The organism is Pseudomonas sp. H1_A03, from assembly GCF_054685145.1.
The window spans coordinates 3,270,058-3,296,035 of the sequence record NZ_CP162829.1 but is presented as its reverse complement, the minus strand read 5'-3'; the positions used below and the strand labels follow the sequence as shown (position 1 = coordinate 3,296,035).

Below are 25,978 nucleotides of genomic sequence, written 5' to 3'. Positions count from 1 at the left end.
ATGTCTATTTCATCTCCCCTGTTGCGTCTGTTGCTGGTTGGTCTGTTCAGCCTGATGCTCGCTCCCCTGGCCAATGCACTCTCAAACCCAGAGCCGGCTAAACGCCTGCGTATCGGCATCACGCTTCACCCTTATTACAGCTACGTGGCCAATATCGTCGGCGACAAGGCCGAGGTGGTGCCGCTGATTCCGGCCGGCTTCAACCCGCATGCCTACGAGCCCCGCGCCGAGGACATCAAGCGCATCGGCACCCTGGACGTGATCGTGCTCAACGGCGTCGGCCATGATGATTTCGCCGATCGCATGATCGCCACCAGCGAGCGCCCGGACATTCCGGTGATCGAAGCCAACGCCAATGTGCCGCTGCTGGCCGCCACCGGCAATGCCGCGCGCGGTGCGGGCAAGGTGGTCAACCCGCACACCTTCCTGTCGATCAGCGCATCGATTGCCCAGGTCAACAACATTGCCCGCGAACTGGGCAAGCTCGACCCGGACAACGCCAAGACCTACACCCAGAACGCCCGCGCCTACGGCAAGCGCCTGCGCCAGATGCGCGCCGATGCCCTGGCCAAGTTGACCAGCGCGCCCAACCCGGACCTGCGCGTGGCCACCGTGCACGCGGCCTACGACTACCTGCTGCGCGAATTCGGCCTGGAAGTCACCGCCGTGGTCGAACCGGCCCACGGCATTGAGCCAAGCCCCAGCCAGTTGAAGAAAACCATTGATGAACTACGCGCACTGGACGTGAAGGTAATCTTCTCGGAGATGGACTTCCCGTCCACCTACGTCGACACCATCCAGCGTGAGTCCGGGGTCAAGCTGTACCCGCTGTCGCACATTTCCTACGGCGAATACAGCGCTGAAAAGTACGAAGTGGAAATGACCGGCAACCTCAACACCGTGGTCCGCGCAATTCAGGAGTCCGGGTCATGACCGCGGCGCAGCAACTGAATGCGCTTAGCGTCGGCCCGACGCTGGCGTTCGACAAGGTGTCGCTGACCCTGGGTCGTACCGTGATCCTTGATGACGTGAGCTTCCAGGTACAACCGGGCAGCATCCACGCGCTGGTCGGCCCCAACGGCGGTGGCAAAAGCTCGCTGATCAAGACCTTGCTGGGGCAAACGCCGCATCAGGGGCGGTTGAGCCTGCACTGGCCGACCACTCCCGGCACCATCGGATATGTGCCCCAGGCCCTGGAGTTCGACCGCGGATTGCCGATGACCGTTGATGATTTCATGGCCGCCATGTGCCAGCGGCGCCCTGCGTTTCTTGGCCTGTCCAAACATTACGCCGGCGCGATAGGTGATGCGCTCGAGCGCGTTGGCATGCAGGACAAACGCAAGCGGCGCATGGGCGCCCTGTCCGGCGGTGAACGCCAGCGCGTGTTGTTGGCACAGGGATTGATCCCGGCGCCGCAACTGCTGGTGCTGGATGAACCGATGTCGGCGCTCGACGAAGCCGGAATCCAAGTGTTCGAACGCCTGCTGAGTGACTGGCGCCTGGCAGGGATCACCGTGCTGTGGATCGAGCATGACCTGGAAGCCGTGGGCCGCCTGGCCGACCGCGTCACCGGCCTGAACCGCCGCGTGCTGTTCGACGCCACGCCGAAAGAGGCGCTGACCCCGGATCGCCTGCTGACCCTGTTCTCCACCCACCCTCGGAGCCCGGCGCAATGAGTTATGAAGCCTTTCGCTTGATGGTCCAGGGCTGGGCCTCTTCCGGTTATCTGCCGGAGGCGCTGGCCTATGGGTTTGTGGTCAACGCGCTGCTCGCCGGTCTGCTGATCGGCCCGGTGCTGGGTGGTTTGGGCACGCTGGTGGTGGTCAAGCGCTTCGCGTTTTTCTCCGAAGCGGTCGGCCATGCCGCGCTGACCGGCGTGGCCGTGGGTATTCTGCTGGGCGAACCCTACACCGGGCCCTATGGCAGCCTGTTCGGCTACTGCCTGCTGTTCGGCATCCTGCTCAACTACCTGCGCAACCGCACCGGCCTGGCGCCGGATACCTTGATCGGTGTGTTCCTGTCGGTGTCACTGGCATTGGGCGCGAGCCTGTTGCTGATCCTCGCCGGCAAGATCAACGTGCATATTCTGGAGAACGTGCTGTTTGGCTCGGTGCTGACGGTCAATGGCAATGACCTGCTGGTGCTGGCGATTGTCGGCTCGTTGGTGATGGCCCTGGCCTTGCCGCTGTACAACCGCATCATGCTGGCCAGCTTTAACCCGCAACTGGCGGCAGTGCGCGGGGTGGCGGTGAAGACCCTGGATTACTTATTTGTGATTCTGGTGACACTGATCACCGTCGCGGCGGTCAAGGTCATCGGCGCGATCCTGGTAGGCGCGCTGTTGGTGATTCCGGCCGCAGCGGCGCGCCTGCTGAGCCGGTCGCTCAAGGGGTTCTTCTGGGTCTCGGTGGTGATTGCCACCGTCAGCACACTGTGCGGGATCCTGCTGCCGATCATCTTCGACCTGCCGATCCCATCCGGCGCCGCGATCATTCTGGTTGCCGGTATCGCCTTCGCCCTGGCCGCCATCGCGCGCGGTACAGTGCCCAGCCTCAAAGGGAATCTTGGATAATGCGCCCTGTCTTTCGTCCATTGGCCCTGGCCATCGCTTGTTTGATCAGCACTTCGGCACTGGCTGTCGATGGTGCAGAACCCAAGACCCTCAAAATCCATCCCGGCCTGGGTCACGCCGCACTGAGCAAGGCCAAGTCCGTAAAACCGGTGAAGGTCCTGGCCTCGCTGCCGATCACCTACGGCCTGGCCGAGGTGCTGCTCAAAGGCACCGATGTGCAGTTGGAGCGCGCCGCCCCGGCCAACCTGCCCGGTTCGCGGCAGGTGTCCTACTTCACCGGTCGTGGCGCGCCGGCATTGAGCGCGTTGGCGCTGGACGCCGACGCCACTATTGGCCTGCGCTCGCTGTGGGCCGACGACCCGCTGTACCCGGTGGCGCGACGCAGCAATATCCGCATCGTCGAAGTCGACGCCGCACGCCCGGTGGACGGCGGCTTGCCGGGCATCGCCGTGCAGCCGGGCGTCACCGATGGCTTGAACAGCCAGCCATGGCAGTCGAGTAACAATATGGGACGCATGGCCGATGTATTGGCCGCGGACCTGAGCCGCCTGAGCCCCGACGCCAAGCCGAAGATCGACGCCAACCTTGCCGCCCTCAAGCAGCGCCTGCTCAAACTGAGCGCCGCCAGCGAAGCGCGGCTGGCCAAGGCGGATAATCTCAGCGTGGTCAGCCTGAGCGACCACTTCGCGTATCTGGTCAGCAGTTTGAACCTGGAAGTGCTCAGCACCGATGCACGGCCTGACGCGGATTGGACGCCTGAGGCTTTGCAGAAACTTAGCGCAGAGTTGAAGGACAACGATGTGGCGGTGGTGCTGCATCATCGTCAGCCGAGTGAAGCGGTGAAGGCCGCTGTGACGGCGGGGGAAGCGAAATTGTTGGTACTGAATGTCGACGGTGCGGAGCCGGTGACGGAGTTGGAGACCAATGTGGATCAGGTGATCAAGGCACTCACGCCATAGGTGAGCGATCCATCATGTCGAGCTTGGTTCAAATGTGGGAGCTGGCTTGCCTGCGATGCAGGCGCCTCGGTACACCAGACAGGTCAAGTTGATGCTATCGCAGCTCCCACACTTAGATCGCTGTGCGTCAGTTGAATCAGTCCCCGCCTGAATGTCACACCACATCCACGCCGACATGGATGGCATCATGCCGCCAGAACTCCAGGTCGCAATCGATCAGCCTCTGGTGCTGGTCATAATTGACCCGGGCTATCCGCAAGCCCGGGCTGCCCACCGACACACGCAACGCAGCGGCAGCCTCTACCGGCAATGACGTCGGCACAATCTCGAAACGCACCCGCCCATAGTGCAAGTCGTACTTGCGCGCATACAGCTCGGTCATCGACTGGTTCAGGTCGCAGTCCAGAATGCCCGGAAAATACTGCGGGTTCAGGTAGTGCTCCACATACAACACCAAACGCCCATCAATCCGCCGGCCCCGGCAGATCTGGATCACGCGGGACAACGCCGGCAACTGCAACCACGCACACACCGCCGCCGACGCCGGTTGCAGCCGTGCAGAGATCACTTCAGTGGAAGCCACCCGCCCCTGGTCACCGACCATGGCGTGAAAGTGGCTGCGCTGCATCAGGTTGTAGGCCAGCCGTGGCGGCGAGACAAACCAGCCGCGACGTTCCTCGCGATAGATCTGCCCTTGGGCCTCCAGTTGTAACAAGGCTTCCCGCACGGTAATCCGAGTGGTACCAAACAACTCGCTGAGCTTGCGTTCGGCGGGCAGTTTGCTTGCAGGCGGCAGCAGGCCGTGGTCGATCTGCTCTTGCAGCGCCAGGCCGATGGATGTCACCGCCTTGATTGCCTCATCACGCATCAACGTTACCTATCTGGACTAGACCAGCACCGATCAGGTGCACAAACCGCTCCGTAATTGGGCTTGCGCTGCTGCGTGCCAGCCTAGGCATTACAGATGACCGACAGATGACAGTCCGCGTCGATCCCGCACAGCACACCCTGCAATACATCGGCCAAGTCCAACCGCAGCGGGCACTTGGGCATGGTCTACGCTAAGCCTGCGCGCTGCGACATCGGCGCTTTGAAAACGACATCGACATGAAACTGTCATCCATCGCGTCTAGATTGGCTCAGGTATTGCTCTGACCTAGACCAACAACACCGTAGAAAAAACCGCCGCGTTGAAAACGCCCAAAGGAGCTTCGGATGAAACAGCTTTTCCTGGCATCACTGTTAGGCTCGACCATTGCCATGTGCACCGTCGCCATGGCCGCTGATACCGATCTAAAAACTCTGGAAGCCGCCGCGAAAGCGGAAGGCGCCGTCAACAGCGTCGGCATGCCCGATGACTGGGCCAACTGGAAAGGCACCTGGGAAGACCTGGCCAAGACCTACGGCCTCAAGCACATCGACACCGACATGAGCTCGGCCCAGGAAATCGCCAAGTTCAAAGCCGAAAAAGACAACGCCAGTGCCGATATCGGCGACGTGGGCGCAGCCTTCGGCCCGATTGCGGTGAAGCAGGAAGTCACCCAGCCGTACAAACCGTCGACCTGGGCCCAGATTCCGGATTGGGCGAAAGATAAAGACGGTCACTGGGCATTGGCCTACACCGGCACCATCGCGTTTATCGTCAACAAAAAGCTGCTGCACGGTTCCGAGGTGCCTACCAGCTGGGCTGACCTGCAGACCGGCAAATACAAGGTCTCCGTCGGTGACGTGAGCACCGCGGCCCAAGCCTCCAACGCCGTACTCGCCGCCGCCATTGCCAACAAAGGCGACGAGAAGAACATCGCGCCAGGCCTGCAATTCTTCACCAAGATTGCCCAGCAAGGTCGTCTCGGCCTCTCTAACCCGACCATTGCCACCATGGAAAAAGGCGAAGTCGAAGTGGGTATCGTCTGGGACTTCAACGGCCTGAGCTATAAGGCCAAGATGGCCAACCCGGATGACTATGTAGTGCTGATCCCATCGGACGGTTCGGTTAAATCCGGCTACACCACCATCATCAACAAATACGCCAAGCACCCGAACGCCGCCAAGCTGACTCGCGAATACATCTTCAGCGATGCCGGCCAACTCAACCTGGCGAAAGGCAACGCACGTCCGATCCGCGCTGAAACCGACCTGAAACTGCCGGCCGATATCGCCAAGAACCTGATCCCGGGCGAGCAGTACACCAAGGCCAACCCGCAGCCGATCAAGGATGCCGATGCCTGGGAGGCGACTTCCAAGAAGCTGCCTCAGTTGTGGAACGAGCAGGTCATCGTAGAGATGAAGTAATCAGGCTCCCGGCCTGAAATGCAGTCAGTGTGGGAGCTGGCTTGCCTGCGATAGCGGTCTGACATTCAACCTCTGTGTCGACTGATGCACCGCCATCGCAGGCAAGCCAGCTCCCACAATTTGACCCGGTTGTGTCAGAGAAATTGAGTCAAGCCTACTGTTGCGGAGCGCCAGCCCCCATGAAGCACAATGTCATCCTTGTGGTGCTCGACGGCCTGAACTTCGAGGTTGCCCGGCACGCCATGGGGCACTTGCAGGCCTATGTCGGCGCAGGACGCGCAGCCCTCTACAAGCTGGAATGTGAACTGCCCGCCCTGTCCCGCCCGCTGTATGAATGCATCCTCACCGGCGTGCCTCCGATCCAGAGCGGTATCGTCCACAACAACGTCTCGCGCCTGTCCAACCAGCGCAGCATTTTTCATTACGCCACCGACGCCGGCCTTACCACTGCGGCGGCGGCCTACCACTGGGTCAGCGAGTTGTATAACCGCACGCCCTTTATCGCCGCCCGCGACCGTCATACCGACGACAAGGCGCTGGCGATACAACACGGGCATTTCTACTGGAATGACCATTACCCGGATTCCCACTTGTTCGCCGACGCCGAAAGCCTGCGCCTCAAACACACGCCGAATTTTTTGGTGGTTCATCCGATGAACATCGACGACGCCGGCCACAAGCACGGCCTCGACACCGCGCAATACCGCAACAGCGCACGCTCGGCCGACATCATCCTGGCTGATTACCTGCAAGCCTGGCTCGACGCTGGCTACCAGGTCCTGGTGACCGCCGACCACGGCATGAACAACGACCGCTCCCATAACGGCCTGTTGCCCGAAGAACGCGAAGTACCACTGTTTGTGCTCGGCGATGCGTTCAGCCTGGACACCACTGCCACGCCGAAACAAACCGACCTCTGCGGCACCGTCTGCGAACTGCTCGGCGTGCCCCACGACAAACCTGTATGCCGGGAGCTGTTGAAATGACCCGTGGCAAATGGCTGGCACTGCTGTGCCTGGTGCCTTTCGCACTGTTCTTTATCGTGTTCGAGATTGCCCCGCTCGTCTGGGTACTGATCAACAGCCTGCAGACTGAAGAAGCCGGCTGGGGCCTGGAAAACTTCGTACGCATCTTCAGCTCGAAGTTCTACCTGCAAGCCATTCAGTTCAGCCTGGAGATCAGCGTCTACTCCAGCATCTTCGGCATCATCATCGCCACGCTGGGCAGCTACTCGTTGCGCCGGGTGGATTCGCCGCTGCGCAATTTCGTCACCGCCTTCGCCAACATGACCAGCAACTTCGCCGGCGTGCCACTGGCGTTCGCGTTCATCATCCTGCTGGGCTTCAACGGCAGCATCACCATCATGCTCAAGCAGGCGGGGATCATTCAGGACTTCAACCTGTATTCCAAAACCGGGTTGATCATCCTCTATACCTACTTCCAGATTCCGCTCGGCGTGTTGCTGCTGTACCCGGCCTTCGACGCGCTGCGCGAAGACTGGCGTGAGTCGGCCGCCTTGCTCGGCGCGAATGGCTGGCAGTTCTGGCGGCATATCGGCCTGCCGGTGCTCACCCCTGCCCTGCTCGGTACGTTCGTGATTCTGCTGGCGAATGCCTTGGGCGCCTACGCCACGGTTTACGCATTGACTACCGGCAACTTCAACGTGCTGCCGATCCGCATCGCGGGCCTGGTGTCCGGCGATGTGTCCCTCGACCCGAACATGGCCAGCGCCCTGGCCGTGGTGCTGGTGGCGCTGATGACCGTGGTCACCGTGGTCCATCAACTGCTGCTCAAGAGGAGCTACCATGTCTCGCGCTGAAGCCGGCCCGGCCTCCCTCTACCATCGGGTAGTGGTGTGGTTGTTATTTGCGATCCTGGTGTTGCCGCTGGTGGGCACCTTTGTCTACTCCATTGCCAGCAGTTGGTCGGCAACCATTCTGCCCGCCGGTTTTACCGTGAAATGGTACGTGCAGCTGTGGAGCGACCCGCGCTTCTTGATGGCCTTCGGGCAATCGCTGCTGGTGTGCGTGGGGGCGCTGATCCTGTCGGTGGTGTTGATTCTGCCGCTGCTGTTCGTGGTGCATTACCACTTCCCCAAGCTGGATGCGCTGATGAACATCCTCATCCTGCTGCCCTTTGCGGTGCCGCCGGTGGTGTCGTCGGTGGGCTTGCTGCAACTTTATGGCTCCGGGCCGCTGGCCATGGTCGGTACGCCGTGGATCCTGATCGGCTGCTACTTCACCGTAGCCCTGCCGTTCATGTACCGGGCGATCACCAACAACTTGCAAGCCATCAACCTGCGCGACCTGATGGACGCTTCACAATTACTCGGCGCCAGCACCTGGCAGGCCGCGATCTTTGTGGTGCTGCCGAATTTGCGCAAAGGCCTGATGGTCGCGCTGTTGCTGTCGTTTTCGTTCCTGTTCGGTGAGTTCGTGTTTGCCAACATCCTGGTGGGCACCCGCTACGAAACCCTGCAGGTGTACCTGAACAATATGCGCAACAGCAGCGGCCACTTCACCAGTGCCGTTGTGATTTCCTATTTCTTCTTTGTGCTGGTGCTGACCTGGGCCGCCAACATCTTGAACAAGGACAAAAGCCAATGAGCTTCGTCAGCGTCCAACACCTGCAAAAAAGCTACGCCGGCACCCCGGTGTTCAGTGATATCAACTGCGAGATCGCCAAGGGTGAGTTCGTCACCCTGCTCGGCCCGTCAGGTTGCGGCAAGTCCACCCTACTGCGCTGCATCGCCGGGCTGACCTCGGTGGACAGTGGGAAAATTCTGCTGGATGGGCAGGACATCGTCCCGCTGAGCCCGCAGAAACGAAACATCGGCATGGTGTTCCAGAGCTATGCGTTGTTCCCCAACATGACCGTGGAACAAAACGTCGCCTTCGGCCTGCGCATGCAAAAGGTCAACGCCGACGACAGCCACAAGCGCGTGCAGGAAGTGCTGCAACTGGTGGAACTCAAGGACCTCGCCGGCCGCTATCCGCACCAGATGTCCGGCGGCCAGTGCCAGCGCGTGGCGCTCGCGCGTTCCCTGGTTACCCGCCCGCGCCTGCTGCTGCTGGATGAGCCGCTGTCGGCGCTGGACGCACGGATTCGCAAGCACCTGCGCGAACAGATCCGCCAGATCCAGCGCGAGCTGGGGTTGACCACCATCTTCGTGACCCATGACCAGGAAGAAGCCCTGACCATGTCCGACCGCATCTTCCTGATGAACCAGGGCAAGATCGTGCAGAGCGGCGATGCCGAAACCCTCTACACAGCCCCCGTCGACGTGTTCGCCGCAGGTTTCATCGGCAACTACAACCTGCTGGACGCCGACAAGGCTGCGCAACTGCTGCAACGCCCTTTCAATAGCCGCATCGCGATTCGCCCGGAGGCCATCGAACTCAGCCGCACCGGCGAGCTGGATGCCCTGGTGCGCAGCCATAGCCTGTTGGGCAACGTGATTCGCTACCGCATCGAAGCACGAGGTGTGGAATTGGTGGTGGACGTGCTCAACCGCTCGGCCGACGATCTGCACCCTGACGGGCAACGCCTGGCACTTACCATCGACCCAAGCGCCCTGTGTGAAGTAGCCTGATGCAACGTTTTATTGAGAGAGCATGACCGATGGCATTGGTAATTTTTGATCTGGACGACACGTTGATCCATGGCGACTGCGCCACCCTGTGGAGCGAACAGATGGGCCGCCTGGGCTGGGTCGACCCTGAGTCGTTCATGCGCAAGAACAATGAACTGATGGACGCCTACAGCCAGGGCAAGTTGTTGATGGAAGACTTCATGGACTTCAGCCTGGAGCCGATGATCGGCCGCACGCCGGAGGAAATCGAGCATCTGGTCGAGCCATGGGTCGAGGACGTGATCGAACCGTTGATCTACAGCGACGCCACCAAGACCATCGCCCGCCACCGTGCGAACGGCGACCGGATTCTGGTGATCTCCGCATCGGGCACGCATCTGGTCACGCCGATTGCGGCGCGGATCGGCATTGATCAAGTGCTGGGCATCAACCTTGAAGTCAGCCATGGCGTGTACAGCGGGCGGACGATGGGTGTGCTGACGTATCGCGAAGGCAAGATCACGCGGTTGATGGAGTGGCTTGAGCAGGAAGGCGAATCGCTGGAAGGCGCGTACTTCTATTCGGACTCGCGCAATGATTTGCCGTTGCTGCTGAAGGTGGATCATCCGCAGGTGGTGAATCCGGATCCGGTGTTGCGCGAGCATGCCGAAAGGGCTGGCTGGCCGATCCATCACTGGGTCTGAAACCGACTTCAATGCGATCAAATGTGGGAGCGGGCTTGCTCGCGAATGCGGTGTCTCTGTAAAGAATGTTTCATCTGACACACCGCATTCGCGAGCAAGCCCGCTCCCACAGTTTGAATTTGATTCCAATTCGAGATTGAAATCAGGCCAGGCTCTCGTCAATCACCACCACCAACTTCCCCGGAAATCTGATTGGTCGCCAACTCGGCAAACGCCGCCTCGGCATCCCCGATCGGGAAGGTCTTGGCCAGTTGCGGGCTCAGCCGCCCTTCAACAAACAACGGCCAAACATGCTGGCTCAAATCACTGAGCAGGTCCGCCTTGAACTGATCACTGCGGCTTCGCAGGGTCGAGCCCAACAGTTGAATACGCTTGCCGAGCACCTGCGCCAAGTCCAACTGCGCGTCGCGCCCGCCCATCAAACCGATCAACACCCAGCGCCCATCCAGGGCCAGCAGCTTGAGGTCCAGCGCCGCATAGTTGCCGCCCACCGGGTCGAGAATCACATCGAACGGCCCGAAATCCCGTAGCCCTTCGATCCCGTCGGTCCGCACCACGCCGCCCTGGGCGCCGAGTTCCTCACAATAGGCCAGGCGCTCCGCCGAGCCGACACTGACCCAGCACGGGCTGCCAAATGCCTTGCACAACTGGATCGCCGCGGAACCCACGCCGCTGGCGCCTGCGTGCAACAGCACTTTTTCACCGGGTTTGAGGCTCGCCAGTTGGAACAGATTGAGCCACGCCGTGCTGTACACCTCAGGCAACGCGGCCGCTTCGATCAGCGACAGGCCTTCCGGTACCGGCAATACGTGGCGTGCATCCACCACCACTTCTTCGGCCATGCCGCCACCGGCGAGCAACGCGCAGACGCGGTCGCCGACTTGCCAGGATGAACCCGCCCCCACTTCGCTGATCACCCCGGAACACTCCAGGCCCAGCACGTGGCTGGCGCCCGGCGGGGGTGGATAAAGCCCCGCACGCTGTAATAAATCGGCGCGATTGAGGCCCGCTGCCGCCACACGAATGCGAACTTGCCCTACATCGCAGGTAGGACTGGGTTCTTCCAACCACTCCACATGACCGTCAACGCCTTGCAATGCTTTCACAGTGCCTCCATAGTGAGTCTGGACTGAGCCCGTAGCTGTATCGCCGGGCTTTTTGCATTATGCGACCGGACCATATGGAACCGGCTCCCTCAAAGACGGCCTAATATGCGTTATCAATTGCCCCCGCGTCGAATCAGCATGAAGCATTTGTTCCCCAGCACCGCCCTCGCTCTTTTCATTGGTCTCGGCTTCGCGTCGATGTCGACCAATACGTTCGCAGCCAACAGCTGGGACAACCTTCAGCCGGATCGCGATGAGGTGATTGCCAGCCTTAACGTCGTCGAGTTGCTCAAGCGTCATCACTACAGCAAGCCGCCTCTGGACGACGCTCGCTCGGTGATCATCTATGACAGCTACCTCAAGCTGCTGGATCCGTCGCGCAGCTACTTCCTGGCCAGCGATATCGCTGAGTTCGACAAGTGGAAGACGCAGTTCGACGACCTCCTCAAGAGCGGCGACCTGCAGCCTGGCTTCACCATCTATAAGCGTTACCTGGACCGCGTCAAAGCGCGTCTGGACTTCGCCCTGGGTGAGTTGAACAAAGGCGTCGACAAGCTCGACTTCACCCAGAAGGAAACCCTTCTGGTGGACCGCAAGGACGCCCCTTGGCTGACCAGCACCGCTGCGCTTGACGACCTCTGGCGCAAACGCGTCAAGGACGAAGTGCTGCGTTTGAAGATCGCTGGCAAAGAACCCAAGGCGATTCAAGAGCTGTTGACCAAGCGCTACAAGAATCAATTGGCGCGTCTGGACCAGACCCGTGCCGAAGATATCTTCCAGGCCTACATCAACACCTTCGCGATGTCCTACGACCCGCACACCAATTATCTGTCGCCAGATAACGCGGAAAATTTCGATATCAACATGAGTCTGTCGCTGGAAGGCATCGGTGCCGTCCTGCAAAGCGACAATGACCAGGTGAAGATCGTGCGTCTGGTGCCGGCAGGTCCGGCAGACAAGACCAAGCAGGTCGCTCCGGCTGACAAGATCATCGGTGTAGCCCAGGCCGACAAAGAGATGGTCGATGTGGTCGGCTGGCGCCTCGACGAAGTGGTCAAGCTGATCCGTGGGCCAAAAGGCAGCGTGGTGCGCCTGGAAGTGATTCCGCACACCAATGCGCCGAACGACCAGACCAGCAAGATCGTGTCGATCACCCGTGAAGCGGTGAAGCTCGAAGACCAGGCCGTGCAGAAGAAAGTCCTCAACCTCAAGCAGGATGGCAAGGACTACAAGCTGGGCGTAATTGAAATCCCGGCCTTCTACCTGGACTTCAAGGCCTTCCGTGCTGGCGATCCGGACTACAAGTCCACCACCCGCGACGTTAAGAAAATCCTGACAGAGCTGCAGAAGGAAAAAGTCGACGGCGTGGTCATCGACCTGCGCAACAACGGCGGCGGCTCCCTGCAGGAAGCCACCGAGCTGACCAGCCTGTTTATCGACAAGGGCCCGACCGTGTTGGTACGCAACGCTGACGGCCGCGTCGACGTGCTCGAAGACGAGAACCCAGGCGCGTTCTACAAAGGCCCGATGGCGCTGCTGGTCAACCGCCTCTCGGCGTCGGCCTCGGAGATTTTCGCCGGCGCCATGCAGGACTACCACCGCGCCTTGATCATCGGCGGCCAGACCTTCGGCAAAGGCACCGTGCAGACCATCCAGCCGCTGAACCATGGCGAACTGAAGCTGACGCTGGCCAAGTTCTACCGGGTTTCCGGGCAGAGCACCCAGCACCAGGGCGTACTGCCGGACATCGATTTCCCGTCGATCATCGACACCAAGGAAATCGGCGAAAGCGCCCTGCCGGAAGCCATGCCGTGGGACACCATCCGCCCTGCGATCAAGCCGGCGTCGGATCCGTTCAAGCCATTCCTGACGCAGTTGAAGGCTGATCACGACACCCGCTCCGCCAAGGATGCCGAGTTCGTGTTTATCCGCGACAAGCTGGCCCTGGCCAAGAAGCTGATGGAAGAAAAAACCGTCAGCCTGAACGAAGTGGACCGTCGCGCGCAGCACTCCGACATCGAGAACAAGCAGCTTGTACTGGAAAATATCCGCCGCAAGGCCAAGGGTGAAGATCCACTCAAGGAGCTGAAGAAAGAAGACGAAGACGCGCTCCCGACCGAAGCTGATAAAACCAAGCCGGAAGATGACGCCTACCTGGCCGAGACTGGCAGGATCCTGCTGGACTACCTGAAGATCACCAAGCAGGTGGCCAAGCAGTAAACGATGGCAATTTAATGTGATCGCTCCTCGGAGTGTCATCATATAGACATCATTCTGTCGTGAAATGAAGGACCGCAGGTTTCCAGCCTGCGGTCCTTTTTTTTCGATTGAGATCGCCATGACCATGACCGAACAGCTGAATGCACTGGGCTCTATCCTGGCTCAAGGCAGTGTGCACAGCCTGTTCCAACCGATCATCAGCCTGTCCGAACGGCGCATCCTCGGCTACGAAGCCCTCAGTCGCGGCCCGTCCAACAGCCCGCTGCACTCCCCCGTCGCCCTCTTCTCGATCGCCAGCCAGGCCGGGCGCCTCAGCGAACTGGAGATCGCCTGCCGCGAAAGTGCGTGCCGGCGCTTCAGCGAGCAGAAGTTACCGGGCAAGCTGTTCCTCAACGTCTCGCCACAATCGCTGATGGAAACCGCGCACCAACCGGGACGCACCTTGCAACTGCTGCATGACTTCGGCATCCCACCGAGCCAAGTGGTGATCGAACTCACAGAGCAAACCCCCACCAACGATATCGACCTGTTGCAAACCGCCTTGCACCACTACCGCAACATGGGTTTCTCGATTGCCCTGGATGACTTGGGCGCTGGGTATTCCAGCCTGCGGCTGTGGTCGGAGTTGCGCCCGGATTACGTGAAGATCGACCGGCACTTCATCGACGGCATTCATCAGGATGCGCTCAAGCGTGAGTTTGTCGGTTCCATCCTGCAAATCGCCAGGGCTTCGCGCGCCCAGGTGATCGCCGAAGGCATCGAGCTGCCCGAGGAGCTGGCGGTGTTGACGGAGATGGGCGTCGACTTGGTCCAAGGCTACCTGCTCTGCCGCCCGCAGGAACAACCGCCGCAGGAAGCGCGGCTGATGCTACCCAAGCCCGACAGTGCCAACGTGGCACTGAACGATGAAGCCAGTGACCTCAGCGCCTTGCTCAGTGAACAGCCCGCGGTAGACCAAGACACCGCCACCGCCCAAGTGCTCGAAGCGTTTCGCCGTCAGGCCAACCTCAATTCCCTGGCCGTACTGGATGGGCGCGGGCACCCGATCGGCATCGTCCACCGGCATTCGCTGTCGGATGCGTTGCTCAAGCCGTTCGCCACCGACCTGTTTGCGCGCAAGCCCATCAGCCGCTTGATGAGTACCGACTTTCTGGCGGTGGAGCTGAGCCAGTCCCTGCAACAGGTCAGTCGCTTGCTCACCAGCCGCGCACGGCAACGCATCGAAGAAGATTTCATTATTACGCTCAATGGCGACTACCTGGGCTTGGGCCGAGTGATCGATGTACTCAAGCTGATCACCGAGCTGAAAATCCAGCAAGCGCGCTACGCCAACCCACTCACCCTATTACCGGGCAACGTGCCGATCCAGCAATGCCTCACGCGGTTGCTGCAACAACAGCGCGAGTCGGTGATCTGCTACGTGGATATCGACAGCTTCAAGCCGTTCAACGATATCTACGGCTACGGGCGCGGGGATGAGGTGTTGTTGTGCCTGGCGCAGTGCTTGAACGACCGCGTAGACCCTAGCCGCGACTTTGTCGGGCACATCGGTGGCGATGACTTTTTGTTGGTGCTGGGCCCGCAGGACTGGCGCAAGCGGCTTAATCAACTGCTGGATGACTTCCACACCCAATGCCGGCGTTTCTACCGCGCCGAACACCTTGATGCCGGCTGCTTCGTGGCACTGAATCGCCAGGGCGTGCGTCAGGAATTTGCGCTGCTGTCGCTGTCCATCGGCGTGGTGCATTTATATCCACAGGCCTGTGGACAACTCGATGCCAGCCAGTTGGCGGAGCTGGCGTCGCAAGCCAAGCATCACGCCAAGAATGTGGCCGGCTACAGCATCCATGTGATCGACAGCATGGACACCTTGTCCCCCGCGCTTTAGGCCTCGGCAGACTCCGGGTACTCGTATTCGAATACCCGCACCACTTCCGAGGCGTGCCAGGAAGCCGCCGCCACGCCATCGGATGGCCCGCTGAATCGCCCCAGGCGCTCCACACATTCAAAGAAACCGGTACGCGGCAGGCGGCTGGCGCCCTGGCTGATCACCAGCGAGCTGCGCAACGGCTGCTCGGCCTTGGCGTCCAGCGCGGCCAGGTGTTCCAGGGCGGCGGCCAGGGTTTGCATGGCCGGCGTGGGGAACTGCAAGCGCTCCAGCAACGCGCGGTAAGTCAGCAGATGGCGCTGGCGGCGCGCCTGGTCCAGTTCATTGAGTAACCCATCCCAGTGTTGACGACTGATACGTAGGCTCACGATTCATCCCTCCAACCTGCAACGCCCAATTCCCAGGCCAGGCTGCGGCGGATCGCGGCATCCGGCTGGCGCTCACCACTTTCGATCAATCCAAGATACGAGGGGCTGATACCCACGGTGCGGGCCAGGGTCTCGATCGCCAGGCCCTTGGCTTCGCGCAGGCCACGCAGGTCTGCGAGCAGGCGCAGATCCTGCTCGGGAGCAGCTTGGGCAGTAGAAGAAGGAGGTGGCGAAGGTTGTTGCTGACCGGCAGCTTTTAGCAGCGCCTGGTACTGATCCCATGGCAACACCGCGTATTCGGGTTCGCCATTCCGTGAAATTATCTGAATATCCATGACTGCCCCGTAGGATAACAACACTTACTGAGTAAGCACTTTCCTTAGGAGTGTAATCCTAACAGCCACAAAGGTCGCAGGGGGATATGCCGCGTCATCCGTTTTTTTGCGGGTTTTCCTTGGCCAACAGGGCTGGCGTCGCGGGCAGACGCTCAACCACGGCGAGCTTTTCCGGACGCTGAGCGTCACGCCAGGCGCGAAAAGCGCTCAGTTCGCCGTCCAGGGTCTTCATGACCCATGCCAGCACGGCGATGTCGTCGAGCATGCCGAACATGGGAATAAAGTCCGGGATCGCGTCAATCGGGCTGAGGAAATACATCAGCCCTGCCACAACTGAAATCAGCGCCTTGGGACTGATTGCGCGGTACTCGCCACGCCAGTAGGCCAGGCACAGGGACTGTAGCAACTTGAAGTCATCCTTGAGCTTACCCAGGCGATTGCCCTGGCTGGAGCCTTTAGCGGCGACAGCGAACAGCAGCGTCGGTAAACGCCCACGCCCCAGCAGGCGTGCGGCCATGGGCAGGAAACGGGTGAAATTGAAGGGTGGTTTCATCTGTCACTCCAGTTCCAGGCAACATAAAAGGTTATCCACACAAATTGTGGATAACCTTGTGAACAGAGCCTGTTTTATCGGCTGAAAGCCACGATATACAAGGCTTGCAGTCAGATCGGGCGTTTTTTGCGCACATTAAAAAAACCCAAGATTTCATTGACTTGGTGTTGCTGTGCGGCTAGCCATACTCGGGTTTTATATCAGACTGTTGCCAGGTGTGGACGTTCGTTTGGATTTGCACAGCCTGTGGACATCGGCCCGTAGTGAGCGGGCTTGCCCCGCGCTGGGTGGCGAAGCCGCCCAAACCCCAGGCACCTCAGTTCTGACTGGAGAACTCAGTGCCTGATACGGGGCGGCTTCGCCACCCAGCGCGGGGCAAGCCCGCTCACTACAAGATCATGTAGATGCTGCGCCCGGAAACAACAACGCCCCGTCGAGACGGGGCGTTGTGTGTTCAGGCGCCTATTACTTCTTGGCGGCTGGTGCAGCAGGGGCTTCAGCCTTGGCTGGGTCCTTGATGGCCAGCAGTTCCAGGTCGAATACCAGCACGGAGTTGGCTGGAATCGCCGGGCTCGGGCTCTGGGCGCCGTAAGCCAGGTCGGACGGGATGTACAGCTCGACCTTCTCGCCAACGTGCATCAGTTGCAGGCCTTCGACCCAACCTGGGATCACGCCGCTGACCGGCAGGTCAATCGGGCTACCGCGATCCACGGAGCTGTCAAAGGTGGTGCCGTTGGTGAGCTTGCCGGTGTAGTGCACAGTCACCACGTCAGTCGGCTTAGGCTGGGCGCCATCGGCTTTCTTGATGATCTTGTACTGCAGACCGGAAGCGGTGGTGACGACGCCATCTTTCTTGGCGTTGTCTTCGAGGAATTTCTTGCCGGCGGTTGCCGACTCTTCGCTCATCTTGGTCATGCGTTCTTCAGCACGCTTTTGCAGTGCTGCAAACGCTTCAACCAGTTCGTCGTCCTTGAGCTTCTGCTCTTTTTTGCCGACGGCATCTTCGATGCCTTGGGCTACTGCTTTGGAATCCAGGTCATCCATGCCTTCCTGGGCAAGGCTCTTGCCCATGTTCAGGCCGATGCCGTAGGAAGCTTTCTGCGCCGGGGTTTTCAGCTCTACGCTGGTCTGCGAATCACAACCCGCAAGTACCAGGCTAACCAGGGCCACCGCCGCCGCCAACCGATGCTGTTTCATGCTATTTCCTTGTTAATGCGCCAAAAGGGCATTCGAATAAAGTCGCGAGCTTATCAGGCGGCCACGACCAATGGCTACCGGCATGTGAGCAGGAAACTTCTGATAAGTTCACGTGTTTAAAAGCATTTTCATTCATGATGGGGCCCCGCGAAGGATCGTGGGACCGCCTACTACCAAGCTCATGGCCACTTGCCGCACTTGTGGCGTAGTGGCATAACAACACGACTCTTCGACAAGACCGAGACAAGGATAGCCATCTTGCGCATTTTTTCCCGTGTATTACTGCTGATATTCACCCTTCTGGTCCTATTACTGGCCGTGGTGCTCTATTACACCGTCAACCCCAAGCTGCCGGAATACGTGCCCGTGGAGCAGGTGCACTATCAGGACCAATGGAGTGCCGCCGACCGCCAGACTTATTACTTCACGCCCCAGGGCACTCAAGTAAAAGGCCTGCACTACGACTGGTTCACCGCCCTGGAACTGCCGTTTTCCGAGCGACGTTTTGCCACGCCGGATTACCTGGCGCGCTTCGGTTTCCTGGTCGATCCCAAACAGGTGCCCACCGCGCAAAACCCCGGCAATCTGCCGGTAGGTTTCGCCCGACACAAGAACGCCGGCAGCAACGTCGAGTACCTGGATATCACCTGTGCCGCCTGCCACACCGGCGAGTTGCACTTCAAAAACCAGGCGCTGCGTGTCGACGGCGGTTCCGCCCAGCACGTGTTGCCTTCCAGCGTGCCAACCTTGCGCGGCGGCAGTTTCGGTCAGGCCCTGGTCGCCAGCCTTGCGGCTACCTACTACAACCCATGGAAGTTCGAGCGCTTCGCCCGCCAAGTGCTGGGCGATCGCTATGACGCTGAGCACAAACAACTGCGCGAGGACTTCAAGCAGTCCCTGAACAAGTTTCTCAAAGTGGCCTGGAACGACACTCACCGTGGTCTCTACCCCACCGAAGAAGGCCCCGGCCGCACGGACGCCTTTGGCCGTATCGCCAACGCCAGCTTTGGCGACGCGATTTCCCCGGACAATTATCGCGTTGCCAACGCCCCGGTGGACTACCCGCAATTGTGGGATATCTGGACCTTCGACTGGGTGCAATGGAACGGCTCGGCCCAGCAACCCATGGCGCGCAATATCGGTGAAGCCCTGGGCGTAGGCGCGACGCTGGGCTTTTTCGACGCCGCCGGCCAGCCGCTCCAGGGCGATGCGCGCTACCCGTCCAGCGTCCGCGTGCGCGACCTCAACCTGATCGAAGAAACCCTGCAACGCCTCAAGCCACCGACCTGGCCCGAGGACCTGTTCGGCGCCGTCGACAAACCCCTCGCTGCTCAAGGCCGCACACTGTTCGCCGAGAACTGCGCCGGCTGCCATGTGCCCAGCGTCACCCAGGAAAACGGGCGCCCGGTGCAGCAGCTTAAAATGCTGCCCGTGGACTACATCGGTACCGACCCCGGCACCGCCAGCAACATTGCCGACCAACGCTACGACCTCAGCGCCCTGCAGTGGGACCCCGCGGAACTGGCCACGCTCAACGTCGAACTGCACCCCACGCCGACCGAGCCACTGGACCTGAAAAAAATGTCCGTGGCCAAGGGGCTGGCTTACGTCACTGCCTTCGTCGAAGAGCATGCTTACCGCGCCGCCGGCGTGACCCCGGCCGAGCGCCCGCGCCTGGACGGTTACGGCCTGCCCATCGGCGTACGCGAGTTGCGCGCCTACAAGGCGCGGCCACTGGCTGGCGTCTGGGCGACGCCGCCGTTCCTGCATAACGGTTCGGTGCCGACGATCTACCAGTTGCTCTCGCCCCAGGACGAGCGCAGCACCACATTCTATAAAGGCACTTTCGACTACGACCCGCGCCATCTCGGCTTTGAAACCGGTGCGTTCAAGAATGCCTTTGTGTTCGATACCAAAATCACCGGCAACCACAACAGCGGCCACGAGTTTCGTGCCGGCAGTCGTGGCAATGGCGTGATCGGCCGTGGCCTGCTACCGCAGGAACGCTGGGCGCTGCTGGAATACCTCAAAGTGCTGGGCGGCCCGCTGGAGCAACAACTGCCATGATGATTCGATCCCCCTACGACCGACCTTCCCTGCTCGGCCGCCTCAGGCTGCGCATCGGCGCATTTCTCGGCAAAACCTTGCTGTGGCTGGTGGGCCTCGGCCTGCTCGGTTGGCTGGCGGCGACTGCCTGGTACGCCTGGCAACACAGCGGCCCGGTGTCACCGGATGAGCAAATCCCAGCGGGCGAAGCGGCGATGACCCAAGGCATCATCCAGACGGCGGTGCGCATCGTCGACCAGCACCGCGAGGGCACGCGCTACCTGCGTGATGCTCACGCCAAGGCCCACGGTTGCGTGAAAGCCGAAGTCAGTGTGCTCGCCGATCTCGACCCGGCGTTGCGACAGGGCGTGTTCGCCGAACCGGGCAAGACCTGGCAGGCGATGATGCGGTTGTCCAACGGCAACGCTTACCCGCAGTTCGACAGCATCCGTGATGCCCGCGGCATGGCGCTCAAGTTACTGGATGTGCCGGGCAAGCAGCTGCTGGCCGACCAGCAGACCCGCACGGAACAAGACTTCGTGATGTTCAGCCACCCGAACTTCTTTGTCAGCGATGTGGCGGAGTACGCGCAGAACATCGGCGCGCAGGCGGACGGCAAGAAGGTGCTGGCGTTCTTCCCCAAGGCCGACCCGCGCAGCTGGCAAGTGCGTCACTTGTTCATCGCCCTGGCGACCCTCGCACCCGCACCGGCCAGCCCGACGCAGACTACGTACTTTTCAGTTTCACCCTACAAGTTCGGCACGGCCAACGCCAAATTCCGCGTCGCGCCCGACCCGCAAAACTGCCCGGAATATCAACTGCCGAAACAAAACCAGGACCTGCCGAATTTCCTGCGCGGCGCCTTGAGCCAGCAGTTGTCCACCGACCGCGTGCCTGCGTGTTTCGTGCTGCAGATCCAGCGCCAGAACCCGCAGAAATTCATGCCGATCGAAGACACCAGCATCGAATGGAAAGAAAGCGACGCGCCGTATGAAACCGTGGCGAAGGTGCATATCCCGGCGCAGGATTTCGACACGCCCGAGCAGAACCTGGCGTGCGACAACCAATCCTTCAACCCCTGGTTTGGCGTAGCGGAGCACCGCCCCATCGGCGGTATCAACCGTTTGCGCAAAGCCGTGTATGAAGCGGTCAGCGATTACCGCCACAGCCGCAACGCGCCATAAAGAATGCGTAACAATGGACCCGACGGCGTAAGGATTGCGTCGGGTCTATTGAGCCATTTCCACCCCGCCTCTACCGTGAGTACCTACCCCATCACCCGTAGGAAATCACCGTGGAAGGCTCAACCCTCGGCATGATCGTACTCACCCTGATCGCCGTGTTCGGCACCGCGTCTTTTTGCTTCGAACACCTGGCGACGCGCCAGATCAAAAAAGAAAAAAACCGGTCAGCACTGACCTTCAGCCAGCGAGCCCAGCCTCTTCGGTACGGGCCCGCAACCACTGACGAAAACTGCGCACCGCCGCGGGTGGATTGCGATGATGCGGCTGCATCAGGTGCAAGCGGCCGCGACTGTGCATGCTGTGGGGCAAGGCCGTTTGCAGGCGCCCGGAGTCGAGGTCGCTTTCCAGCAAGCGCTTCCACCCCAGGGCGACGCCGTGGCCCATCACCGCCGATTGCATCAACAGTTGATAGCTGTTGGTGCGCAAGGCATGGCGCGGCGAGTAGTAATCGGCACCCGCATCCGCAAACCAGTCGGCCCACGTCAGCCAGTCGTGGTGATGGTCTTCCACGATCAGCAAGGTGTGCGCGTGCAACAGATGATGCAGGTCGCGAATCGGGCCGTGGCGCTCAAGGTAACCGGGGCTGCACACGGTGATGACCTGTTCGCTGTCGAACACCGGCGACAGCTCAAGGCCGTGGGGCGCGGCCATTTCATCCAAGTGATAGAACAAACCCAGGTCATATTCGCTGACATCCAGATGGCTGGGGCTTTCGCTGCACAGGACGCGGATATCCAGGTCCGGATGGTCTCGCTGGAACTGCGGCAACAGACCGGCCAGCCAGATAGAGCTGATGGTGGGCGTACTGGCCAGGGTCAACTGGCGATCGGCACCGCGCCTGCGCAACTCGGCGGACTCGCGGTCAAGCTCGCGCAACAGGCGTTGGACAGTACGAAAATAACGCACCCCGGCGGGTGTCAGGCTCAAGCCCTGGGCCAGCCGATAAAACAGCGGGCGGGCCAGGTCTTCTTCGAGGCGTTTGACCTGGCGGCTGACCGCGCTCTGGGTCAAGTTCAATTCATGGGCCGCCTGGGTAAAGCTCAAATGGCGGGCCGCCGCTTCGAAGGTCTGCAAGCAATTGAGGGGAGGAAGATCGACGTTTCGGCGCGACATGAGCAAGTCCATTGGCAATGACGGGCCCAGGTTACCCCAGGCCCGCAGAGATCACGTTGGCAAGCATCCTGCCAGTTGCCTGCTCAGAGTGCGACCCTGGCCACGCGTTTACTCCATTGCCGACGGTGTTCCAACTGGCCGTTTTCCCAGGCGGTCTGCTCCGCTTCGATGTAGAACCACTCGGCGTCGGCGTGCACGCTCAATTGGCTTTCCACCTCCACGGCCCACTGGTCGCGGCCGACTCGGTAGTGCCATTCGATATCGGCCCGCGTCGACAGCGGATCCCAGGGCAAAGTGCGGTATTGCTCGGTGCAACGCTGGTCCACCGACAGGCCGTGGTCGGTAAAACGCACCGAACCCAAGTCATCTTCGATTTTCACGCAGACTTCGCCACTGCCCACGTCTTCGATCAAGGTGCGTTTCGGCGCAGCGGCGCGTAGGACTTCCATCGCCACCGGCGTAGCCGACTGCGGCGCTTCGAACGGGCAGTCCACCGCCTCGCCTTTGAATATCGGCAGTTGCAGGCTTTGCAGGCTCGGCAGCAACGTCAGAGTGGTCAACTCACGGCTCGGCCACAGTAACGGGAAACTCGCGGTACTCAGGGCAAGACGCAAACGGTAGCCGACGGGCAGGCGCATGCCGATGTGGTCGAGGGTTAACTGCACGTCCATGGGTTCACCGGGGACTACAGGTGTTACCTGGGAAAAATCCTCACGCAGTGTGAGATTGAGTACACCGTAACTGATCTGCGTGACTTGCCCGTCCGGCGCTATCGCATTCAGCCGGGCGACCAATTGACCACAGGCGGTGTCACTTGCCAGGCGCAACTTAAGACGTGCATCGCCGAGCAACGCCAGCGGCTCGGTCAGCAGCGGGGAGTCGAAGCACAGCGAGTTGGCGTCATCACGACGTTGATCCGTCGGTCCATCGGGGCCAAACCAAATGGCGCAGTATTCGCCTTGGTGCAGGCCGGTGGTCAGCGGCGAGCAGATGCTGCGCGGCGCCGCCAACGGCAGTGAGCCTGCACTCAGGCCCTGTTCGCCGAGGCTGAAATCCGCCCATTGCACCTGCGGATCCGGCCAGCCGGAGGTCTGCACCCAGATCCCCGGCCGCTCGGCATAACTGCCCTTCGGCGGCAGAATATCCTGTAGGTAAAAAGTGCAAGATGCGTCATCCATCACCCCGTTTTTGATGCCCTTGAGCCAATGATCCCACCAGCGCTTGGCCTCTTGCAGGAAGCCGATGGCCGGGTTGGGCACGGCGAAATGCGGGTACTTGTGTATCCAAGGACCGATCATGGCTTTCTTCGGGCCCGGTAGGTTTTGCATCAGGCGCGAAACGGTGTTGCGGTAGGCATCGCCCCAGCCCCCCACTGCATACACGGCCGCCTTGATCTTCGAATAGTCCTCGCACACCGAGCCATGGCGCCAATAGTCATCGCGGGTCTGGTGTTGCAGCCAGGTTTCCGCCAGCAACGGCATGGCGTCCAGGCGTTGGTGCCAGAGGTGTTTCCAGTCGTCGCCCACCAGCAAAGGATCCGGCACCGCCGCGCTGAAGTTGAGCATGGTGGCGGCCCAGCCGAAGTTCTCCATCAACAGATTGCCACCCTTGTAATGGATGTCGTCGGCAAAGCGATCATCGGTGGAGCACAGGGTAATGATCGCCTTCAACGCCTCGGGCTGGCGCGCCGCGACTTGCAGCCCGTTGAAGCCGCCCCAGGAGATGCCCATCATGCCGACATTACCGTCGCACCAGGGTTGCTGGCACAGCCAGTCGATCACTTCGAGGGCGTCTTCCTGTTCCTGCAGCAGGTATTCATCGGCCATCAAACCTTGGGATTCACCGTTGCCCCGCATGTCCACCCGCACACACACATAGCCCTGCCCCGCCATCCACGGGTGGGTCAGCGCATCGCGTACGGCGGTGCCGTCGCGTTTGCGGTACGGCAGGTATTCCAGGATCGCCGGGAAGGTTTGCAGGCCGGCGACTTCCGGCAACCAGAGGCGGGCGGCCAGTTGGGTACCGTCCTTCAAGGGGATCAGGCAGTGCTCGATTTCGCGCACGGTGTAAGCAAATTCAGTGACGATTTCCATCAGTAACTCCTACAGCGGTTCAATCGATCAGCGGGCGAAATCCGGCACCGGGCTGGCGCCACGCGATTGCGTTTCGGGGGTCCGCTGAAGGCGTTTCACATCCAGCAACGCGGGATTTTTCAGCCAGAAAATCAGCGAGGTACTGGCCAATAACACCAGGATCATCCCGGGCAAACCGCCGAGATTGGAGAGCATCTTCACCCCGTCGATGCCCACAAACGCGACCATGACCCACGACACCGTGCCGATAATCAGGCCCCAGACGATCTTCAGCAGCGGGTTGCCGTCGAGATCGGAATCCGCGGTCACGCCCTTGCTGCACAGGTTGGCGATCACATCGGTGCTGGAGTCCGCCGCCGTGACAAACGAGATGAACGCTACGAACAGCAGGAACGCGATCATCAGGCCGCTGGCCGGCAATTGCTGGAACATCTGGTACAGCACGTGCTCCACGCCCTGCTCGTTCAGCACACGGTTGAGGCTGCCGTCACCGAGGGCATCGAAGTACAGGCTGGTGCCGGAGAAAATGCAGATCCATATCGCCGTGAACAACGCCGGGTAGAGCATGTTGATATGGATGAATTCGCGCACGGTATAGCCACGGCCAATCTTGCCAAGGAACAGCGCGCTCACCGGCGCCCAGGCAAACCACACCGACCAGTAGAACACCGTCCAGCTGTGCGGCCAGGTGTCGCCACTCGCGGCGCCAGTGAACAGGCTGCGGCTGAAGAAGGTGTCGAGGTACACGCCGAGGGACTCGACGCCGAGGCTGAACATGTACAAGGTCGGCCCACACAGCAGCACAAACAATCCCAGCGCCAGCATGATCCAGGTGTTGAACGAGGACAGCATCACAATGCCTTTCTGCAGGCCGCTAGCGGCCGAGGCGACAAAGGTGATGACGATGATCGCAATGATGATGGCTAGGCGGAACGGCGTGGTTTCACCGCCGATATATTGGGCCAGGCCACCGGCCAGGGTCAGCGCGCCAGTGCCCAGGGATGAGGCCATGCCCGCCACCAGGGCGAACATCGCCAGGGTGTCGATCAGCCCGGCGTAGCGCTTGACCCGCGCTGCGCCCAGCAGCGGCTCGAGCATGGCGCCAATGGAGAAGTTGCTGCGACGGTTATAGAACACCAGCGCAAACACCAGCGAGGGCACCAGGTAAATGGCGTAGGGGGTGATGGTCCAGTGCAGGAACATCGTCGACATGGCAAAGCTCTTCGCCGCCGAACTGCCCGCCTCGATCGGCAGGCTGGTGGGTGGGCCATACAGGTGGTAGAGCGGTTCGGCGGTGGTCCAGAACAGCACGCCCACGGCCAGCGTGGTGCACAGCGCCACCATGAACCAGCGCCATTTGCTCAGCAATGGCTGGGCGTCTTCGCCGCCGATACGCACCTTGCCCAACGCGGAGAAGTAGACGATCGCCGTCAGCACCACCATGGCAAACGAGCCGGCACTGAACAGCCATGAGAAGTTTTTCAGGATTAGGTTATTGAGCTGTTTGCTGATCGCCAGGAAGGCATTCAGGTCGACGTAGCTGGCGATCACCGCCGCCAGCAGGATCAGGAACGTTGGCCAGAACACCAACGGACGCAGTGGATATTTCATAGAGAGCCATTCCCCTTGCAGACTATTTTTATCTTAGAGAGCGGGCACTGCAGCATCCTGCTGCCGTGACTCGCCTGGAAGTCTTCGCGTGGCTATAGATAACCGT

Annotated in this window: 22 protein-coding genes and 1 pseudogene; 14 read left to right on the top strand and 9 right to left on the bottom strand. The window is 60.7% G+C overall.

Translation table 11 applies throughout. The features are described from left to right. From AB4O35_RS15260 to AB4O35_RS15245, 4 genes are read left to right on the top strand one after another with little or no spacing between them, the layout of a single operon-like run. On the top strand, positions 1–933 hold the full coding sequence (locus tag AB4O35_RS15260) for a metal ABC transporter substrate-binding protein (protein ID WP_065882518.1): 933 nt from the start codon (positions 1–3) through the stop codon (positions 931–933). Further along, entirely contained in the window at positions 930–1,676 is a 747-nt protein-coding gene (locus AB4O35_RS15255; RefSeq protein WP_065882517.1) for a metal ABC transporter ATP-binding protein, read from the top strand. Before AB4O35_RS15260 ends, AB4O35_RS15255 begins: the two co-directional genes overlap by 4 nt. Continuing rightward, a complete protein-coding gene (locus tag AB4O35_RS15250; protein ID WP_065872607.1) occupies positions 1,673–2,572 on the top strand; it encodes a metal ABC transporter permease in 900 nt (299 codons plus the stop codon). Before AB4O35_RS15255 ends, AB4O35_RS15250 begins: the two co-directional genes overlap by 4 nt. Beyond that, positions 2,572–3,531: a metal ABC transporter substrate-binding protein gene (locus AB4O35_RS15245; RefSeq protein ID WP_065872608.1), complete on the top strand. Its 960-nt coding sequence runs from the start codon at positions 2,572–2,574 to the stop codon at positions 3,529–3,531. Before AB4O35_RS15250 ends, AB4O35_RS15245 begins: the two co-directional genes overlap by 1 nt. Before the next feature lie 154 nt (positions 3,532–3,685). Here AB4O35_RS15245 and AB4O35_RS15240 read toward each other — a convergent pair whose 3' ends face one another. After that, positions 3,686–4,399 carry a UTRA domain-containing protein gene (locus AB4O35_RS15240; RefSeq protein ID WP_065872609.1) on the bottom strand — a complete coding sequence of 238 codons (714 nt, stop codon included), beginning with the start codon at positions 4,397–4,399 and terminating at the stop codon, positions 3,686–3,688. Positions 4,400–4,746: 347 nt separating this feature from the next. Between AB4O35_RS15240 and AB4O35_RS15235 the strand changes: the two genes are divergently transcribed. The 6 genes from AB4O35_RS15235 (at position 4,747) to AB4O35_RS15210 (ending at position 10,098) form a co-directional block, all read left to right on the top strand. Beyond that, entirely contained in the window at positions 4,747–5,823 is a 1,077-nt protein-coding gene (locus tag AB4O35_RS15235; RefSeq protein WP_065882516.1) for an ABC transporter substrate-binding protein, read from the top strand. 179 nt (positions 5,824–6,002) lie between these two features. Beyond that, on the top strand, positions 6,003–6,809 hold the full coding sequence (locus AB4O35_RS15230) for an alkaline phosphatase family protein (RefSeq protein ID WP_065872610.1): 807 nt from the start codon (positions 6,003–6,005) through the stop codon (positions 6,807–6,809). After that, positions 6,806–7,642 (top strand): ABC transporter permease, encoded by an 837-nt coding sequence (locus AB4O35_RS15225; protein ID WP_065872611.1) that lies wholly within the window; start codon positions 6,806–6,808, stop codon positions 7,640–7,642. The genes AB4O35_RS15230 and AB4O35_RS15225 overlap by 4 nt, the downstream gene beginning before the upstream one ends. Further along, the gene (locus tag AB4O35_RS15220) at positions 7,629–8,429 is read left to right on the top strand and encodes an ABC transporter permease (protein WP_049709163.1); all 801 of its coding nucleotides are present in this window, start codon (positions 7,629–7,631) and stop codon (positions 8,427–8,429) included. The genes AB4O35_RS15225 and AB4O35_RS15220 overlap by 14 nt, the downstream gene beginning before the upstream one ends. Beyond that, positions 8,426–9,415 carry an ABC transporter ATP-binding protein gene (locus AB4O35_RS15215; protein ID WP_065872613.1) on the top strand — a complete coding sequence of 330 codons (990 nt, stop codon included), beginning with the start codon at positions 8,426–8,428 and terminating at the stop codon, positions 9,413–9,415. The genes AB4O35_RS15220 and AB4O35_RS15215 overlap by 4 nt, the downstream gene beginning before the upstream one ends. A gap of 29 nt (positions 9,416–9,444) precedes the next feature. After that, positions 9,445–10,098 (top strand): HAD family hydrolase, encoded by a 654-nt coding sequence (locus AB4O35_RS15210; RefSeq protein WP_065872614.1) that lies wholly within the window; start codon positions 9,445–9,447, stop codon positions 10,096–10,098. Between the two features lie 142 nt (positions 10,099–10,240). Here AB4O35_RS15210 and AB4O35_RS15205 read toward each other — a convergent pair. Further along, positions 10,241–11,204: pseudogene (locus AB4O35_RS15205) on the bottom strand (zinc-binding dehydrogenase). A 138-nt stretch (positions 11,205–11,342) separates the two neighbouring features. Here AB4O35_RS15205 and AB4O35_RS15200 point away from each other — a divergent pair. Next, entirely contained in the window at positions 11,343–13,424 is a 2,082-nt protein-coding gene (locus tag AB4O35_RS15200) for a carboxy terminal-processing peptidase (RefSeq protein ID WP_175403007.1), read from the top strand. 118 nt (positions 13,425–13,542) lie between these two features. Next, complete coding sequence (locus AB4O35_RS15195) at positions 13,543–15,312, top strand: bifunctional diguanylate cyclase/phosphodiesterase (RefSeq protein ID WP_065872617.1); 1,770 nt, start codon at positions 13,543–13,545, stop codon at positions 15,310–15,312. Here AB4O35_RS15195 and AB4O35_RS15190 read toward each other — a convergent pair. The 4 genes from AB4O35_RS15190 to AB4O35_RS15175 all read right to left on the bottom strand — a co-directional run bounded on the left by AB4O35_RS15190 (position 15,309) and on the right by AB4O35_RS15175 (position 17,765). Continuing rightward, the gene (locus AB4O35_RS15190; RefSeq protein ID WP_005786715.1) at positions 15,309–15,680 is read right to left on the bottom strand and encodes a hypothetical protein; all 372 of its coding nucleotides are present in this window, start codon (positions 15,678–15,680) and stop codon (positions 15,309–15,311) included. The genes AB4O35_RS15195 and AB4O35_RS15190 overlap by 4 nt on opposite strands. After that, positions 15,677–16,015 carry a helix-turn-helix domain-containing protein gene (locus AB4O35_RS15185; protein WP_065872618.1) on the bottom strand — a complete coding sequence of 113 codons (339 nt, stop codon included), beginning with the start codon at positions 16,013–16,015 and terminating at the stop codon, positions 15,677–15,679. Before AB4O35_RS15185 ends, AB4O35_RS15190 begins: the two co-directional genes overlap by 4 nt. Positions 16,016–16,109: 94 nt before the next feature. Further along, the gene (locus AB4O35_RS15180; protein WP_065872619.1) at positions 16,110–16,568 is read right to left on the bottom strand and encodes a YkvA family protein; all 459 of its coding nucleotides are present in this window, start codon (positions 16,566–16,568) and stop codon (positions 16,110–16,112) included. A gap of 465 nt (positions 16,569–17,033) precedes the next feature. Continuing rightward, complete coding sequence (locus AB4O35_RS15175; protein ID WP_049709171.1) at positions 17,034–17,765, bottom strand: FKBP-type peptidyl-prolyl cis-trans isomerase; 732 nt, start codon at positions 17,763–17,765, stop codon at positions 17,034–17,036. Positions 17,766–18,023: 258 nt separating this feature from the next. Here AB4O35_RS15175 and AB4O35_RS15170 point away from each other — a divergent pair, with 258 nt between their 5' ends. Both AB4O35_RS15170 and AB4O35_RS15165 read left to right on the top strand, forming a co-directional pair. Next, positions 18,024–19,832 carry a di-heme-cytochrome C peroxidase gene (locus AB4O35_RS15170; RefSeq protein ID WP_065872620.1) on the top strand — a complete coding sequence of 603 codons (1,809 nt, stop codon included), beginning with the start codon at positions 18,024–18,026 and terminating at the stop codon, positions 19,830–19,832. After that, positions 19,829–20,995, top strand: coding sequence for a catalase family protein (locus AB4O35_RS15165; protein WP_065945632.1), 1,167 nt, complete (start codon positions 19,829–19,831; stop codon positions 20,993–20,995). The genes AB4O35_RS15170 and AB4O35_RS15165 overlap by 4 nt, the downstream gene beginning before the upstream one ends. A 237-nt stretch (positions 20,996–21,232) precedes the next feature. Here the strand turns inward: AB4O35_RS15165 and AB4O35_RS15160 are convergent, their stop codons facing one another. From AB4O35_RS15160 to AB4O35_RS15150, 3 genes are all read right to left on the bottom strand, one after another. Then, the gene (locus AB4O35_RS15160) at positions 21,233–22,168 is read right to left on the bottom strand and encodes a LysR substrate-binding domain-containing protein (RefSeq protein WP_065872622.1); all 936 of its coding nucleotides are present in this window, start codon (positions 22,166–22,168) and stop codon (positions 21,233–21,235) included. 83 nt (positions 22,169–22,251) lie between these two features. Beyond that, positions 22,252–24,261, bottom strand: a complete 2,010-nt coding sequence (locus tag AB4O35_RS15155) for a CocE/NonD family hydrolase (RefSeq protein WP_065882510.1) — start codon at positions 24,259–24,261, stop codon at positions 22,252–22,254. 27 nt (positions 24,262–24,288) lie between these two features. After that, entirely contained in the window at positions 24,289–25,872 is a 1,584-nt protein-coding gene (locus AB4O35_RS15150; RefSeq protein WP_065882508.1) for a BCCT family transporter, read from the bottom strand. Between the last annotated feature and the right edge of the window lie 106 nt (positions 25,873–25,978).